Source organism: Pseudomonas sp. TREG-RG-20F-10-E-6-01, assembly GCF_022662455.1.
Classification (GTDB): domain Bacteria; phylum Pseudomonadota; class Gammaproteobacteria; order Pseudomonadales; family Pseudomonadaceae; genus Aquipseudomonas.
Map to the genome: position 1 here is coordinate 162,586 of NZ_JAKNQP010000002.1, position 13,383 is coordinate 175,968.

General features: G+C 60.4%; 12 protein-coding genes, 1 tRNA gene and 1 pseudogene. 5 read left to right on the forward strand and 9 right to left on the reverse strand.

Annotation, left to right across the window (positions count from 1 at the left end; all coding sequences use genetic code 11):
• On the forward strand, positions 1–564 hold the full coding sequence (locus L8K08_RS07190) for an isochorismatase family protein (protein ID WP_242195415.1): 564 nt from the start codon (positions 1–3) through the stop codon (positions 562–564).
• 7 nt (positions 565–571) lie between these two features.
• Positions 572–1,816, forward strand: coding sequence for an MFS transporter (locus tag L8K08_RS07195; RefSeq protein WP_242195420.1), 1,245 nt, complete (start codon positions 572–574; stop codon positions 1,814–1,816).
• Here L8K08_RS07195 and L8K08_RS07200 read toward each other — a convergent pair.
• The 3 genes and pseudogenes from L8K08_RS07200 to L8K08_RS07210 all read right to left on the reverse strand — a co-directional run bounded on the left by L8K08_RS07200 (position 1,791) and on the right by L8K08_RS07210 (position 3,767).
• Positions 1,791–2,657, reverse strand: coding sequence for a DNA/RNA non-specific endonuclease (locus tag L8K08_RS07200; RefSeq protein ID WP_242195423.1), 867 nt, complete (start codon positions 2,655–2,657; stop codon positions 1,791–1,793). The genes L8K08_RS07195 and L8K08_RS07200 overlap by 26 nt on opposite strands.
• Positions 2,658–2,786: 129 nt before the next feature.
• Positions 2,787–3,065: pseudogene (locus L8K08_RS07205) on the reverse strand (MFS transporter); the annotation flags it as partial.
• A 48-nt stretch (positions 3,066–3,113) separates the two neighbouring features.
• Entirely contained in the window at positions 3,114–3,767 is a 654-nt protein-coding gene (locus L8K08_RS07210) for a hypothetical protein (protein ID WP_242195426.1), read from the reverse strand.
• A gap of 424 nt (positions 3,768–4,191) precedes the next feature.
• On the opposite strand from L8K08_RS07210, the gene L8K08_RS07215 reads away from it, so the two are divergent.
• Positions 4,192–4,419 carry a hypothetical protein gene (locus L8K08_RS07215; RefSeq protein WP_242195431.1) on the forward strand — a complete coding sequence of 76 codons (228 nt, stop codon included), beginning with the start codon at positions 4,192–4,194 and terminating at the stop codon, positions 4,417–4,419.
• Between the two features lie 66 nt (positions 4,420–4,485).
• Here the strand turns inward: L8K08_RS07215 and L8K08_RS07220 are convergent, their stop codons facing one another.
• The 5 genes from L8K08_RS07220 to L8K08_RS07240 form a co-directional block, all read right to left on the reverse strand.
• Entirely contained in the window at positions 4,486–7,320 is a 2,835-nt protein-coding gene (locus L8K08_RS07220; RefSeq protein WP_242195435.1) for a TonB-dependent receptor, read from the reverse strand.
• 95 nt (positions 7,321–7,415) lie between these two features.
• Positions 7,416–8,381 carry a FecR domain-containing protein gene (locus tag L8K08_RS07225; protein WP_242195438.1) on the reverse strand — a complete coding sequence of 322 codons (966 nt, stop codon included), beginning with the start codon at positions 8,379–8,381 and terminating at the stop codon, positions 7,416–7,418.
• The gene (locus tag L8K08_RS07230; RefSeq protein WP_242195440.1) at positions 8,378–8,884 is read right to left on the reverse strand and encodes a sigma-70 family RNA polymerase sigma factor; all 507 of its coding nucleotides are present in this window, start codon (positions 8,882–8,884) and stop codon (positions 8,378–8,380) included. Before L8K08_RS07230 ends, L8K08_RS07225 begins: the two co-directional genes overlap by 4 nt.
• A gap of 134 nt (positions 8,885–9,018) precedes the next feature.
• A tRNA-Asn gene (locus L8K08_RS07235) sits at positions 9,019–9,094 on the reverse strand.
• Positions 9,095–9,180: 86 nt separating this feature from the next.
• Entirely contained in the window at positions 9,181–10,065 is an 885-nt protein-coding gene (locus L8K08_RS07240) for a LysR family transcriptional regulator (protein WP_242195443.1), read from the reverse strand.
• Positions 10,066–10,166: 101 nt separating this feature from the next.
• Here L8K08_RS07240 and lldD point away from each other — a divergent pair, with 101 nt between their 5' ends.
• The gene (lldD, locus tag L8K08_RS07245) at positions 10,167–11,309 is read left to right on the forward strand and encodes an FMN-dependent L-lactate dehydrogenase LldD (protein ID WP_242195446.1); all 1,143 of its coding nucleotides are present in this window, start codon (positions 10,167–10,169) and stop codon (positions 11,307–11,309) included.
• Positions 11,310–11,590: 281 nt separating this feature from the next.
• Positions 11,591–12,520, forward strand: a complete 930-nt coding sequence (locus tag L8K08_RS07250; RefSeq protein ID WP_242195450.1) for a GGDEF domain-containing protein — start codon at positions 11,591–11,593, stop codon at positions 12,518–12,520.
• 22 nt (positions 12,521–12,542) lie between these two features.
• On the opposite strand, the gene L8K08_RS07255 is transcribed toward L8K08_RS07250, so the two are convergent.
• A complete protein-coding gene (locus L8K08_RS07255; RefSeq protein WP_242195453.1) occupies positions 12,543–13,349 on the reverse strand; it encodes an iron-containing redox enzyme family protein in 807 nt (268 codons plus the stop codon).
• Between the last annotated feature and the right edge of the window lie 34 nt (positions 13,350–13,383).

Sequence of the window (13,383 nt, forward strand, 5' to 3'; positions counted from 1 at the left end):
ATGGCTGTCACCTCGCTGGATGCAACAACCGCCCTGATCATCGTGGACCTGCAACACGGCATCGTGGGTTACCCTTTTATTCATCCCATTGGCGAGGTGATAGAGCGGTCGCGTGCACTGCTTGACGCCTTCCGCGAACGCGGGCTGCCGGTGGTGCTGGTGAATGTCAGCGGCTTTGCGCCGGGACGCACCGAGCGGCCGCGTCGCAGCACTGAGCTGCCAGCCGATTGGGCCGATTTGATTGCGCAACTCGGCCAGCAGCCCAGCGACATTCTGGTGACCAAACGCAGTTGGGGCGCCTTCGCCAACACGGACCTTGAAGCGCAGTTGAAGGCGCTCAATGTCACGCAAGTGGTGATCACTGGCGTTGTCACCGGCACCGGCGTCGAGGCCACCGCGCGGCAGGCGTATGAATTCGGCTTCAACGTGACCCTGGCCATCGATGCCATGACCGACGTCAGCCCCGAGGCCCACGCCTACAGCCTGCAGCACGTGTTCCCCAAGCTGGGCGAATCGGGCACGGCGCAAGCCATCATCGAGTTGCTCGACAACCGGGGGAACTGAAGCCGTCATGAGTTTCCTCGGCACGTTCCGTTCCCTGCGCAGCCCCAACTACCGCATCTGGGCCGCCGGCGCGCTGGTGTCCAACGTCGGCACCTGGATGCAACGCACCGCCCAGGACTGGCTGGTGCTGACTCAGCTCACGCCGCACAACGCCGCCGCGGTGGGTATCGTGATGGCGCTGCAGTTCGGGCCGCAACTGTTGTTGCTGCCGTGGACCGGGTTTGCCGCCGATCACTACGACCAGCGCAAACTGTTGATCTTCACTCAGGCGGTGATGGGCCTGCTGGCGCTGACGCTGGGCGTCTTCACCATCACCGGCTTCGTGCAGCTGTGGCATGTGTACGTGTTTGCATTTTTATCCGGCTGCGCCTCGGCATTCGATGCGCCGGTGCGGCAGATTTTCGTCGCGGAACTGGTGGGCGAGAAGGACTTGTCCAACGCCATCGCACTCAACTCCACCTCGTTCAACATGGCGCGCATGATCGGCCCGGCCGTGGCCGGCGTGACCATCGCGTCAGTGGGCACTGGCTGGGCGTTCCTGCTCAATGGATCGAGCTTTTTTGCGGTGCTGGCGTCGCTGTTTTTCCTGCGCGTCTCAACTCAACACACCAAGGTGCGCGCGCTGCGTACCAAAGGCAGCCTCACCGAAGGCATGCGTTACGTGTGGGCACGGCCGGACCTGAAGGCGATCCTGCTGATGCTGTTTCTGATCGGCACCTTCGGCATGAACTTCCCGATTTTCATCTCGACCATGGCCGTCACCGTGTTCCATGCCGACGCGCGCGGCTACGGGCTGCTGACCTCGACCCTAGCCATCGGCACCATCGCCGGTGCGCTGATTGCCGCGGGCAGCGAGCGACCCCGGTTCAAGTCTCTGCTGACCGGTGCGGCAGTGTTTGGATTTGGCTGCATGCTGGCAGCCCTGGCGCCCAATTACTGGACGTTCGCGATTGCGCTGGTGGTCATCGGCGTGGGCGCCATGACCTTCAGCAACACCACCAACAGCCTGATGCAACTGACCACCGAGCCCGCGATGCGTGGCCGGGTAATCGCCCTGCGCGTCGCCGTCGCCTTGGGCGGCACGCCAATTGGCGCGCCCATCGTCGGTTGGGTCGCCGACCACTTGGGCCCGCGCTGGGCGCTGGTGGTCGGCGCGGTGTCAGGCATCCTGGCGGTGGGCGTGGCGCTCTACACAATCAAGCGCCAGCTGGATCGGCCGCAGGTGATCAAGTCCGACCCACCGACCCCGTGACCGGCAGATTGCCCAGCAGCTTGAGGCCAGTGCTCTTCACAAACGTCTCGTAGTCTATCGGCTTCTGGATGCGCGTTTCAGCGTTGGGCAGCACATAGGCCCAGGCACGTTTCGACGAGGCGTCGTACACCAGCTTGAACAGGCGCGTCGGCACCCAGACCTTGTTGTCGCCGATGGTGCTGTAGCCCGCGTCGAACAACGGGCCGGTGAACACAAACACATCGCCGCCGGCACGCACGGCAAACTTGCGCACATCCGCCTCGACCTTGCTCCAGATCTTGCGGTTGTTGGTAGGGTCTTGCGGCACCATGTTCGACAGCGCGAAGGATTGCGCCATGGCATTCGCGCTCGGCGCGTCGGCTGCCGGGGACTGATGACCACGGTCCACGGCCGGGTGCTGACTGCGGTAGTCGCTCAACTCGGCGCGAGCGCCTTTGGGGATGCGCGGGTCTGCGTAGAACTGGTTGGTGCGTTCCTCGCCTTTGGCGTTCCTGAGCTGCGCGGCGTTCAAGCGCTCGACCACCACCAGCGGCGTCTTGCTCGTTTGCGAGTAGAGCACCGCAAAATTATCGGAACACAACGCCATGGGTTTCATGGTGCTGGGCACGGTGGCGGTGTTGATCGGTGTGGCACCGGGGAACAGATCGGCGCAGCTGGCGAACGTGGGTTGCTGTTGCTTGCTGGAATAGAGGTCGAGGGCCGCGCGCTGGCTGGTCGAGCCTGCGCGTGAGGTGTGTGCCTGGGCGGGTGGCTTGATAAGGTCGAACAAACCACGGGCATCTGCCCCGGTGGAAAGCAAAACAAGGGCTGACAGCCCGACTGCAATTTTGCGCAGGTGCATGCATGACTTCTTTGAAAGGGAGTAAGCGGCAGGCTCCGCTGGCGGAGCCAAGTGGATGATCTTGCGAGGTTTATTGACCCTCGCAAGGCATTTTAGTGCGGCCGCTTCACGCGTTTTTCAGCAACCCTGTCAATGCCCCTCCACGGCGGGCTTGCCCGCCCCGCGCGCGCCTGGCTTGAACGCATGGGTCCGCGCGCGCCAGGCAATCGCAAACGACAGCGCGACCAACAACGCCATCGCCCAGGGAAATGAGGCAACGCCCCAGGTATCGAGCAGTACGCCGCCCACCACGCCACTGCCGGCAATCGCGCTGTTCCATGCCACCACGTTCAGCGACAGCGCCACGTCTGCGCCGTCACCCGCCGCGTCCGCGAGGGCTGTTTGCAGCAAGGTCGCCGCGCCGCCAAAATAGTCGACGCCATACTTACCAGTCTCTCGGCCTTAAATACAAGAATCTCATGCCCCCTTGGGCACTGTGATAAATGCGTCGGCTCCGGTTGAATACTCAATGATCGACGGTGTACTCATTTTGAGTTTATGCCGTTCGATATGGTCGCTTTTCATCCGCGAAAGAAAGCGCACCAGGTACAAACCTGGCTCATCGAGTTTAACGACGTACTTGAGTTCATAGGACTCAGACGGGCCGATATCCAGGTAAGGAAAGACCCACAACGTCGAGCTCAGACCATCGTACCGGGCCGTTGCTACGTCCCAGGCGGGCCCATAAACCGGCAGGCCTGCCTCGAAACGCTGGACTTTGATGATCGATAAAACCCGCCGATCAAGGTTCAGCCTGGCAATGTCGTTGCCACTGTTGGACAGCGTGACGCCTACTTCCAACAAGCTGGAACCCCCTTCGGTAGGCTTCAGGTGAGTCGCCAAGGTTGCCCCTACATGCGCGCTCAATTCGGTTTTCAACTGCAATTCCTTGATCAGGAGCGCGCTCAGTTGTGAGTCCTGCTTAACGTAGTAAGTCACCCAGACCGTCCAGCCGCCCACGCACAACAGGCCGACAAGGGAGAGCAGGCTGGCAACCACCCCCACCTTGATTTGCAGCAGCTCCCAATGGCTGCGTCGCTGAGAGGTTTTTTTAGACGGCGTGCGAGTCATACAGAGGTTGCTCCTGAACAAAGCGAGCAAACTTACGGCAACCCTCTGCGATCAAGCAATAAACGCCACCGGGCGCTCTGCCGGCCGTATCGGTAGGGCTTTACAGAGCGATACCCAGAACGCTCCTACACCTCTTTAAGCTACAAAAATCTGCAGGCTCATCGCCACCTCTTTATAGTAACGCTTCGCATTTGGCGGTTTACCAAGGAACGTGCACCCTCCTCCAGACGGTGCGCGTCATCGTTTAGAAGGATCTCTATGCAAAGCGCAACTCTCTTGCCGACGCGCCTGTTCGGTGCACTGGCGGTGGGCATCTGCGGGCTGTTCAGCGCGCAGGCAAGTGCCGATTACACCGACCGCTCGCTGACTATCGAAAAAAATAACCAGTCTTACGTAGTGAATGCCGACGGCAGTTTTGTGCTCGATGTCGAGCTGGTACCTGGCGGTGCCCAAGGCCGTCGCCCTGAACACCGGCGGATTCAACTATCAGACCACTTACGTCAAGGAAGGCAACAGCGTACTGATCACCCGCAGCTACGCGTTTAACCACCCCGACGTGGTGTGCAGCCCACAGGATTTCGTCGCCATGAAGCCGGCGATTGAAAGTATGGTCAACGACCTGAAAAGCCAGATTATTGTGCAGACGCTGTAACCCCACCTTGCCGATTCTCGCGTGACGGGCTGATGCACCGCCGCGCGAGGATCTCCACCCTCCCCTTTAGAACTTCGCCTGCACTCCCACTCGCAGTGTGCGCCCCGGTGCCGGCATGAAACTCTGCGCCAGCGGGTCCAGGTAGTAGCGATCGGTCAGGTTCTGCAGTGACACGTTCAGGCCAGCGTGTTCTTGCAACTTGTAGTTAAGGAACAGATCGACCAAGGCCACTTCGCGGTAATTCAATTGCGGCGTGGTGGCGCCAGTCTGCCAGGGTTTGTCGGCGGTGACGGTGGGGCCTGAGGTGTAGGTGATGCGCGTACCGAGCGTAAGGCTCTGATCGAAGAAACGCAGGCCTGTGGTGAGGTTGCCGGCGAAGCGTGGTGGGTTCTGGGTGTTGGTGTAAGAACCCATGAAGCTGCCCGGCGTGCAGTTCGGCGTATTACCGGTTTGCTGATAAAGGTCACTGGTGGCGCGCAGTGTGGCGGCGAAGGCCGAATCGCAGGTTTCGGTCTTCAGGTAGTAGGTGGACGACAGGTCGGCAAATACGCGTCCGGTATCGTAGCGGGTTTGGAACTCCAGGCCGCTGGTTTTGTAGCTGTCGGTATTGCTGAAGCGCATCAAGCCCCACAGGACAGGGCTGGGATCGTAGTAGCGGGTGATGTAGTTTTTGATGGTGTTGTTGAAGTAGGCCAGCTTGATCGCCGCCGAGTCGTCATCGAACAACAGCCCCTTTTGCAGCGTGCTGGCGCCGATCTCCCAATTGCTCGAACGCTCGGGCTTCAGGCCTTTGCCGGGCATAGTCTGCAACACGCCCTGGCTGGTTTCAAACAGCGAAGGCATACGAAAGCCTTGGGTGTAAGAGGCATACACAAAGGTGTCCGGCAGCACCTCGATATTGATGCCCACCGCGGGGGCAAAGGCGCCGCCGCTGTTGCTCGCCTTGGCAGAATAGTCATAACCAGTAACCACCTCCCCGACCTGGGACGGATAGACCGTGGAATCAACCACGCCAAAGTTGTTGTACCGAACGCCCTCGAAAGGAAAGTTAGTGTTCTGGAAGACAATGCCATTGTTCAGGCGTGGATCGGTGGCGTCGGTGTAATCGCCGTTCTGATCAGGGAACCACATCATGTTGCCGGAATTGCCGCCGTTGTAGACGCGCAGGTAGCGCAGGTCTCGCTCCTCACGCCGTGCCGTGGCATTGGCGATGTGGTCTTTGCTGCGATAGTGGGTGTAACGTCCGCCGCCCCATAACGTGAGCCTGTCCACAGGCTTGTATTCCAGCTTGCCATTGAAGCTGAACTCCTGCCGCGACCCTTCGCGCAACATACGGTTGGCGTTGATATCGTCCTGGTTGGTGACCACACCTTTTTGCGGGCGCAGTGCTTCGAGCTGGAACGAGCCGCCCAAGTCCAGCTTCAAGTCGCCGTAGTCGGTGGCCCAGCGCGAGGTATTGGCCAGGCCGCCGCCAATGCGTTGGTTAGCCTGACGGCTCCAGGCGCGGTCCGAGCGATAGGCCTGGGACGCCGGCGCCTTGACCGAGGTGAGCTGGCTGGTTTGCGCGTCGGTCAGCCACAGGTCGGCAGTCAGGTCCATCAACGGGTTACCCGAAGGCAAGTAGTTGTAACGCGCTGTGTAGGTGTCGATCTTGGTGTGACCCAGCGGGTACTGATAGATGCCGCCGGTGCCGAAGCGGAAGATATCCGAAGGCATGATTTCGCCGATGCGTCCGTCATAACGGCGATAGCCCAGGTCGAAGGTATGCCCGTCCGCCGGGCGCAGGGTGGTCTTGAGCAGGAACGATTCGGTGCTCGACGAGGAATTCAGCACTTCTTCGCCGGCGTTGTAGGCGGTGGCCACACTGCTCTGCTCATCGCCCCAGCGGTCGTAAGTACGGTAGCGATCCTGCCCCTTCTTGCCGGCAAAATAGTTGCCTTGATCGCGCTTGGCATAGGCCGCCACGACGTTGAAAAACTCATGGGTATAGGCAAACGCCGCACTGCCAGCCTGCGCCTCTGAGCCAAACAACCCACCGCGACTCTGGTGCGGTTCTGAGTACAGCTCCTGGGTTTTGGAATGCGGATCTCGGGAGGCTGGGGCGACGCCGTTGTTCCACAGGTCGCCCTTGAGGCGCAGGCCGATGTTCTGGCCGTCTTTGAGGATGTCGTCGACAGTGAGGGTACGCATCTTCACCGTGCCGCCGATGGCGCTGGAGGTCAGGCTTGGGCCCTTGTCGATCGTGATGTCGCTGATCAGGTCCGGGTCGATGTAACTGCGCTGCTGGGTACCGGCGTAACCGCGATAAACATCCAATGCCTGCTGCGAACCGTCTACCGTGACGGCCACGCGGCTTTGGCCCTGGATGCCACGGATATTCACATCCAGGCCGCCGCCATTACGGCTGTCGCCGACCTGCACGCCAGGCTGGCCCTTGAGAACATCGCCCACCGAGACCACGCCGAAGCGCTGCATGTCTTCGCCGGAGATATACACCGACGAACGCGGCGCAGGGTAGACCTCTTCCTCATCGAAATTTTCGCCGATCACCTTTTGTGTCGGCAGGGAAATTGCCTGTTGGTGCGGGCGCAAGACATAGCCACCGTCCGCCTGGCGCTGATAGCCCAGGCCCGTGCCCGACAGCAGCTGAGTCAGGCCCGCCTCGGTATTGAAATCGCCCTGCAGGCCCTGGCTGGTCTTGCCGGCAGTGATCAGCGAACTGCCCGCCATGCTGATCCCAGCCTCGGCACCAAAGCTCGACAGCACTTTGTCCAACGGGCCGGCACTGATGCTGTAGGGGCGTTCACCGGCCGCAAAAACCAACTCGCCATAGAGCGGCTGGAGGCTGAGAAACAGCAGGCTGAACGTATGGGTACGCAAGACACGAGCGGGGGCAATCATGCAAGGCTCCTAAGGATCGACACCCACCTGTGCCGGTGGGTAATACCTAAAGGCCAAGCCAGATCGAAAAAACTATCGCGCCGCTGAAAAAAATTTTACGCGGGCACCACCGTCACCCAATAACGCGTTCTTCGTTCGATGCGCACCGGCAAGGTATTGACGACCAGCGCCAGCGCTGCGTCGGTATCGTCCAGCTGGAAACTGCCGGTTATACGCAGGCCCGCCACTGCTTCGCTGCAACGCAAGAAGCCTTGGCGATAGCGCGAGAGTTCAGCCAGCAATTGATCCAGGCGCATGCGCTCGGCGGGCAGGATGCCGCGCATCCAGGCCTGGGCCAGCAACACGTCGATAGCGGTCGGGTGCCCCGCTCCGTGCTCATCAACCCGTAGTTGCCAGCCAGCCTGCAACGGTACAGGTGCTGGCTGATGCCGCGTGCTCACTTGCGCCAGACCGCGCAAGACCGTCACTTGCGTGCCATGGCCATCATGGCGCACCAGCAGGTGGGCGCCATGGCTGTAGAGCACCGCGTTTGGGGTCAGCAGCTCCAACGACGCGGAACTTGCCGGAGTATCCAGGGCCAATTCGCCCTCGACCAACTGCACGCTGCGCCGCCCCGCGCTCATGTCCAGGTTCACCGCACTGGCGGTGTTCAGCCACAGCGAATAGCCATCCGCCAGGGCCCAGTGGCGCCGCTCGCCAACGCGCGTGCGATAGCTCGCCAATGCCGAACGCACCAAGGTGGAATCCGCCGTTTGCCAGGAGATCCCACCCAGCAGCCCCAACGCCAGCAAACACTTGAGCACCTGGCGACGACGCTGCGGATCAGCCCCGGCCGCCTGCAACGCCCGGCGCGCCGTGGCATCGGCTAATAGATTGGCGCCCGGCTGAAGCAGCAGGGGCAAGCTGCTTACCCGCTGCCACGCATGCTCATGCTCGGCACTGGCCTGGCGCCATAACTGCAAGGCCTGATGCTCGCCAGCACTCATCAACCCGGATTGCATCCGCACCAGCCAATCGATGGCAACGTCCCGCACGCGAGGATCAACCGCGGCGCCACTCATTCGAACCGGCTCGCGTAGCAAACACTGAACGCCTTGCCCATGGCGCGCTGCACCTGGGCCACGGTCAGGCTCAACTGCGCGGCGATCTGTGGATAGGTCAGCCCATCGAGCTGGGACAAAAAGAAAATCTGCCGAACCCGCGCCGACAACCCGACCAGCAGCGAATCGAGCTGCAACAACGTCTCGATCATCAAGTGGCGCTCCTCCGGCGACGGCTCCTCGGCCACCGGCCGCGCCGCCAGCGCTTCCAGGTACGCCCGCTCGATCGCTTGGCGACGCCAGCGATTGATCAGCAAACCATTGGCGATCGTGGCAAGAAACGCCATGGGCTGGCGCAGCTCGCGCACATCTTCCTTGGAGCGCAGCACGCGGATAAAGGTGTCGTGTGCCAGGTCTTCGGCATCGGCACTGTGCCCCAAACGCCGATGCAGCCAGCTTCGAAGCCAGCCATGGTGATTCGCATACAGCTTGGCGACCGGCGAGGCAATGCTGTCGTCGTGCATGTCAGGTCCGCATTAAATGATAATGCTTCTCATCTTATGGCTTTGGGGTGGGCGTTGTATAGGGGTTGGAGTGGCTGCCATTAGTCAAATCCAAGGCAAAAAAAAGCCTGCATCTCTGCAGGCTTTTCTCTATCTGGCTCCACGACCTGGACTCGAACCAGGGACCCAATGATTAACAGTCATTTGCTCTACCAACTGAGCTATCGCGGAATGCGCCGTATGTTACTGATTAAAAAGAAGAAGTCAAGCACTGAGGCATATTTTCCAGAATTCCCTCGGATAACCACTGCAAACGTCTATACCGGGCTGGCCATTTCTTTGGCCAGGTCCAGCCAAGCGCGGGCGGCTGGCGGCAGGTGTGCACTGGCGCGCCACGCCAAGGCGATGTGCCAATCAGTGTGCGCCTCGTCCAGCGCAATCAGGGCGATGCCGGGTTGTTGATGCTTGTGCGCAAGCATGCGCGGCAGAAAAGCGACGCCTAGCCCCGCCGCCACCAAGTCGACGATAAAGTCGATCTGGCCGCTGCGTGCCGTTACCCTCGGCGTCACGCCCTTGCGTTCACAGGCCGCAAGGATCTTGGCATTCAAGGCGAAACCCGCTTCGAACAGGATAAACGGCGAATCCGCCAGGTCGTTGAAATCAATGCGCGTACGTTGGGCCAGTGGATGGCTCATGGGCAGCACGGCCATCAGGGGTTCGTTGCGCACCGACTGGTAGTCGAAATCTTCATCCATGGGCAACAGCAGCGCCGCCAGATCGACCTCGCCGGCTTCCAGGCATTCACGCAATTTCTTGCTGCCATACTCGGTCAGCTCGATATCGATGTCCGGATACCGCCTGCGGTAAGCGGCGAACATCGCCGCAAACAACACGCCGCAGCCCACGGGCGGCAAGCCAATGCGCAATACGCCGCGCTTGAGCCCGCGCAGGTCGTTGATCTCGGCCACCAAGTCGTTGCGTTCAGCGAGCAACACCAGCGCGCGGCGGTAGGCAATTTCGCCAGCGGCGGTCAGTTCGTTCCTGTGGCCGAGGCGATTGAGCAGCGGCGTACCCAACTCATCTTCCAGCGTCTTGACCGCCTTGCTCACGGTGGACTGAGTCAGGGACACCACCTGGGCCGCCTGGGAGAAACCGCCCTGGCGCACCACTTCGACAAAGGCGCGCAATGTTCTGAGGTTCATCGGTATTCCTTTAGCGACTGGCTGCTAGCGATAAAAGTTGTTTTTATCATGCCAGATATTTCCTTATGCTGAACCCACCTTGCCTTGTGGAGACCCTGTTGATGATCATCTCGTCCGCTTCCGATTACCGCGCAGCCGCAAAGCGCAAACTGCCGCGGTTTCTGTTCGACTACATCGACGGCGGCGCCTACGCCGAACACACGATGCGCGCCAACAGTTCGGATTTGGCCGAGATCAGCCTGCGCCAGCGCATCCTGCGCAATGTCGACAACCTGAGCCTCAAGACCCACCTGTTCGGCCAGGAACTGGCCATGCCCGTGATCCTGAGCCCGGTGGGGCTTACCGGCATGTACGCGCGGCGCGGTGAGGTGCAAGCGGCAAAGGCAGCGGCGAATCAGGGCATTCCGTTTTGTTTGTCGACGGTGTCGGTGTGTTCAATTGAAGAAGTGGCGTCGCAGAGTCCGCAGTCGATCTGGTTCCAGCTCTACGTGCTCAAGGACCGTGGGTTCATGCGCAATGCGCTGGAGCGTGCGCAGGCTGCCGGGGTCACCACACTGGTATTCACCGTGGACATGCCGACGCCTGGCGCGCGTTACCGCGATGCGCACTCCGGCATGTCCGGGCCGTTCGCGGCATCGCGACGCATGCTGCAAGCGGTCACCAAACCGCAATGGGCCTTCGACGTCGGCCTGATGGGCCGCCCGCACGACCTGGGCAATATCTCAAAATACCTCGGCAAGCCTACTCATCTGGAAGATTACATCGGTTGGTTGGCGAACAACTTCGACCCGTCCATCAGTTGGAAAGACCTGGAGTGGATCCGTGAATTCTGGAAAGGTCCGATGATCATCAAAGGCATTCTCGACCCGCAGGATGCCAAGGATGCGCTGAGTTTCGGCGCCGACGGTATCGTGGTCTCCAACCACGGCGGCCGTCAGCTCGATGGCGTGCTCTCCACCGCCAGAGCCTTGCCGCCGATTGCTGATGTGGTTGGCGATGACCTGACGGTACTGGTCGACTCGGGCATCCGTTCCGGGCTGGATGTGGTGCGCATGCTCGCACTGGGTGCCAAGGCCTGCCTGCTGGGACGCGCGACGGCCTACGCGCTGGCCGCCGATGGCCAGCACGGCGTTGAAAACCTGCTGGACATCTTCGCCAAGGAGATGCGCGTGGCCATGACGCTGACCGGCGTGACGTCGATTGACCAGATTGACAGCACTACGCTGGTTCAATCAGCCAAATAACTGACGTCATTACCCAACGACTGTTTTTACTCTGTAAAACGGTCGTTGATTTATAAGAAGTTTTAATAAGTTAAACGAAATGGCATGAATCTCGCTCTAATCCCTTTCAAGCAGGTTAGGCGATGACAAGACGTGCGGCGGTATCCAGGGGTTATAACCCGTGGTAAAGCGGTTTAAACTGTTACCAATGTTTTACGGAACTGAAGGAACAGTAAGAAGCTTGGCACTCGCCACTCTCACGCAGCCTGTAAGACAGTTAAGTGCTTAGAGGCAGATAGCTTATGAAAACACCGACCCAGACTCACGCAATTGACTTCGACAGTGCCAAATTGCAACGCCTGGGTTTTGGTCAGCCATCTCTCCTGCCACCCCGTCGACCGACGTCGTTTGCCCAGCTTCGTCAGCAATTGAGCCAACAATTGCAAGTCAGTCTGGAGCCCCAGCGCATCCTTGGCCTGTTCTTTCGCGAGATTCAGCGCCTGGTGCCCCTGGACGCATTGCAGTATCGCCACGAAGCCAGCGACCTGCGCCTGGAATTTGGTCATCGCGGCCACCACTCGGTGAACTATGCCTTGAGCCATGAAGGTGAGCACTTGGGCGAGCTGGTATTTCGACGCAATCAACGCTTGCTGGAAGACGAACTGGTCCAGCTTGAAGCGCTGCTGGCAACCTTGCTTTATCCGATGCGCAATGCCCTGCTCTACCGCGCCGCCACTCGCAGCGCTCTGCGCGACCCGTTGACCGAAACCGGTAATCGCGTGGCCATGGACCAGACCCTGCAACGCGAAATCGACATGGCCCGGCGGCACATGAACCCGTTGTCCCTGCTGATGCTGGACATCGACCACTTCAAGAAGATCAACGACACTCACGGCCATGCAACCGGCGACACCGTCCTGCGCGCGGTGGCCGGGGCGATCAAGAGCCAGCTGCGCAATGTCGACATGGTGTTTCGATTTGGCGGGGAAGAGTTTCTGATCCTGCTCTCCAACACCGGCCGGGACGCGGCAGGGATGGTCGGCGAGCGCCTGCGCAAAGCGGCACAAGCTCAGGACTATTGGGCGGAGACCACACGGGTCGAGCTGACGGTGAGCCTGGGATGTTCGACGCTGTTGGCCGCCGAGTCTGCCGAAAGCCTGTTGCGTCGTGCGGACAACGCCTTGTACGTGGCCAAGCGTGAAGGTCGCAACCGCTTGGCAATGGCGGGGTAAACACCCCGCCATCACGCTTACATCACGCCTCGCTGGCGACGCGAACCTGACGTTCGCGAGTGGCCGCAGGCGCCTTTGCTTTTTCGTTCTCCAACCGCATGCAGCTTTCCAAGAACAGGTACATGTAGTCGTAGCTCTTGCACACCGCCTGACGCAGCTCTACCTGCAGGGCTTTGCTGGGGTTCATCCCGGCCAGGGTGCAGATGATTTCCAGCGCTTCCCATGGGTGGGCGTCGTCATACTGCGCGTGCATCTTCAACCACTTCATGGCGCGCTTGCGGTCTTCCTCAGGGAAGGCTGCCGCGTACACACCGGTCGAGCACACCACCGCCGACCACTCACCGGTTGCGCCTTCGATCGCGTAGTTGGTGGCGGCAATCGCGACAATCAACGAATCGGCCGAGCTGGTATGCCAGCACCAATGGCTCAGTGCGTGCAGTTCAGGCGGTACGTTCTGCGCTTGCAGTTCTTCCAGGCTGACGCCGTGGGCACGGGCCCAATGCACCCAATAGTCGGCGTGGTTGAGCTCCACGCGAATATTGCGCATCAACCACCGGCGCGCCATATCCTCCCCAGGATGACGGGCAAACTTGGTCTTGGTGAGGTTTTGTGCCATGTACAAGGCAAACTGTTCAACCACTGGCCAGCCACCGATCAGGTAGTGACGCAGGGTCTTGGCGCTGAGCGTGTTGTCACGCATGCGCTGATACAGTTCGTGCTCGACAACTCGGCGCTTGCTCTCGCTACAGTCCTGGATCAATTGCTGCGCCCAGGCGGGGTAACTCGAGGCTTCCATAAGCGGGCCGGTTCTGTTGAATGTGTCGATCACTGTAAGGCTCCTTTTTAAGTGTGATTGTACAGAC